The 2,745-nt window shown below is 50.0% G+C and carries 2 protein-coding genes and 1 pseudogene; all 3 read left to right on the top strand.

From position 1 onward, the window contains the following. Positions 1–265 (top strand): annotated as a pseudogene (locus tag MHN01_RS23555) (peptidase); the annotation flags it as partial. An 86-nt stretch (positions 266–351) separates the two neighbouring features. Further along, positions 352–1,791 (top strand): di-heme oxidoredictase family protein, encoded by a 1,440-nt coding sequence (locus MHN01_RS23550; RefSeq protein WP_239413786.1) that lies wholly within the window; start codon positions 352–354, stop codon positions 1,789–1,791. Positions 1,792–1,803: 12 nt separating this feature from the next. After that, positions 1,804–2,745: imelysin family protein (locus MHN01_RS23545; protein ID WP_239413784.1), on the top strand; the 942-nt coding region annotated here is incomplete at its 3' end.

Here is a 2,745-nt window from a genome sequence, read left to right as displayed (position 1 = left end):
TGTCGAGAAGAAAGACAAGCAGGCTGCGAAAGAGATCCAGGCTGAGTTTGACCGTGCCCGTAGCCAGGTTTATACGCTTGTTCAATCTGCAGAAAAGCAAAATCAACATTTTGATCAGCTGATTGCATCTGGCAACAAGGCAGGTAATGCCCTAGTCGGAAAATCTATCATGGCGTTGGTTAAACAGACGGCAGAAATTGAGCGTGCTGCTTCTATTATTGGTGTTAGCAACCTAAATCCTGATACGGCTGACCACCAGTTCTAATTATCAGAAACACCTGATAACCACAATAAGTGAAAAGGGGCTCGGTTGAGCCCTTTTGTCGTCATATAAAAATGAGTGTGTGAGCTATGAAGTTGTATTTTGCCGCAGTGTTTTTTTCTTTATCTGCAATTTCTAATATCGTTAATGCCCAAGATGCCAATGCAGGTTCTTCGCCAGAAAAGCCTGATCCTAGTGTGATTAAAGCTTTGAAATCTGGCGGGGATACAACGGTCAAAAAATCAGGTCCTAATGCATTTTCGTTGCCTGCCGGTAACCTGCCTTTGTCAAAGCGCCTTGATTTCAGTGTTGGCAACAGTTTCTTTCGTAACCCATGGGTTCAGGCACCGGCAACGACCGATGCCCGTGATGGCTTGGGGCCATTGTTCAATACAAATGGTTGCCAGAACTGCCATATTAAGGATGGTCGCGGTCATCCGCCAGCGCCGGGAGACACCAATGCGGTTTCGATGCTGGTTCGCCTCAGTATTCCGGCGATGACCGCCGAGCAAAAGAAAGCTGTGATCACCGATGGTGTGATTCCGGAACCAACTTATGGTGGTCAGCTGCAAGATTTCTCTATATCAGGAGCCGAGCCGGAAGGTCAGATCAAACTTACTTATAGCGATGTGCCAGTGACCTTTGCTGATGGTGAAGTGATAACTCTGCGTAAGCCTGAACTGGCTATTACAGATTTGAACTACGGTCCGCTTCATTCCGATGTGTTGATGTCGGCCCGTATTGCCCCGCCGATGATCGGGCTTGGTCTGCTTGAACAGATCCCGGAGGCGACTTTGGTGGCAATAGCGAATGAGCAGAAAAATGCTGCTCAGGGTGTTTCTGGTAAGCTAAACAAAGTCTGGGATGTCGAGAAAAAACAGCTGGTAACCGGTCGTTTTGGCTGGAAAGCCGGTCAGCCTACGCTGATGCAGCAAAATGCTGCCGCATTCAACGGTGATGTTGGCCTGACAAGCAACTTGTTCCCGAACGAGAACTGTACTTCTCAGCAGTCGATATGTAACGAGCTGCCAGATGGCGGCAAACCAGAAGTCAGTGATAATGTGTTGGATTTTGTTGAGTTTTACTCACAACACTTGGCGGTGCCTTCACGCCGTAATGTTACTGATCCGCAGGTGATGAAAGGCGAGGCTATTTTTGCCGAAGTCGGATGTGACAGTTGCCACCGTAGCCAGATCACGACAGCGAAAAATACCGAGCTGCCGGCACTGTCTGAGCAGTTAATTAATCCGTACACCGATTTGCTCTTGCACGATATGGGCGAGGGGCTGGCCGATAACCGCGGTGAATTCTTGGCCAATGGTCGTGAATGGCGAACAGCGCCACTGTGGGGAATTGGCTATACCGAAGAAGTTAACGGCCATACTAACTTCCTGCATGACGGCAGGGCGAGAACCTTGATGGAAGCCGTGCTATGGCATGGTGGTGAAGCACAACAGAGCCGGGACAAGGTACTGACATTGCCGAAAGCGGATCGGGAAGCTCTGATTGCATTTCTGCAGTCATTGTAAAAGGAAGCGGACATGAAACGATCAGTAACATCGTTATCAGCGGTTGCAATCGCAATGGCTGTTACCGGGTGTAATGACCAGCAGCAAAGCATGACCGGTACGATTCATCAGCAGCACCTGCAGGCGGCGGAGCTGTTTTCAGATGCCGCTCACCAGATAAATGGTGAGATCACAGCCCTATGTCAGTCTTATGATGAAGAGCAGCTAGAGGCAGCACGTCAATCCTGGCAGCAGGTTATGCACAAGTGGATGGCATTGCAGGGGCGTGAGAAAGGCAGTGAAGAGGTGCTGGCGTTAAGCTGGCAAATCCAGTTCTGGCCTGACAAGAAGAATACAACCGGACGCAAGCTTAATCAGCTATTGAAGCAGGATACAGCATGGACGGCAGCCGATATTGCTGAGCAGAGTGTTGCGGTACAGGGGCTGGGGGCTGTTGAGTGGTTCTTGTATGAAAAGCCGACATTACTGCAAGGGGGCCAGGGATGTCAGTTGGTTGGCGCTATTGGTGATCGTCTGCAGCAAAGTGGCGAGCAACTGGCGAAAGCGTGGCAGGCAAATCCATGGCAGCAGCTAACGCCGCAGATGGCTCTTGGTGAGTATTTGGGAGCACTGAATAACCAGCTTGATTACAGTATGAAGAAGCTGACCCGCCCACTGGGTAAACCGGGTTCTCCTAAAGTTTATCAGGCTGAATCTTGGCGCTCAGAGACGTCCCTTGGCAATCTCAAGGTCAATGTGGAAGCGATGCAGCAGCTTTATCTGGCTGACGGTAAGGGGCTTGATACACTATTGCGCCAGCGTGGGTATGAGGTAACGGCTGATCAGATCACCAATCGCTTTGCTTCTCTGTTGGAGAGCTGGCCGAAATCGGACGCGATGGTACCGATGCTGAAGACCAAAGAAGGCTATCGTGAACTGCTGAACATCTATAACGGGTTGGAATATATTCAGATT

Origin of the sequence: Photobacterium sp. OFAV2-7 (assembly GCF_022347985.1) — a bacterium.
Classification (GTDB): Bacteria; Pseudomonadota; Gammaproteobacteria; order Enterobacterales; family Vibrionaceae; genus Photobacterium.
Note: the sequence above shows the minus strand (reverse complement) of the source record. Positions and strands in the feature narration are given on the sequence as shown.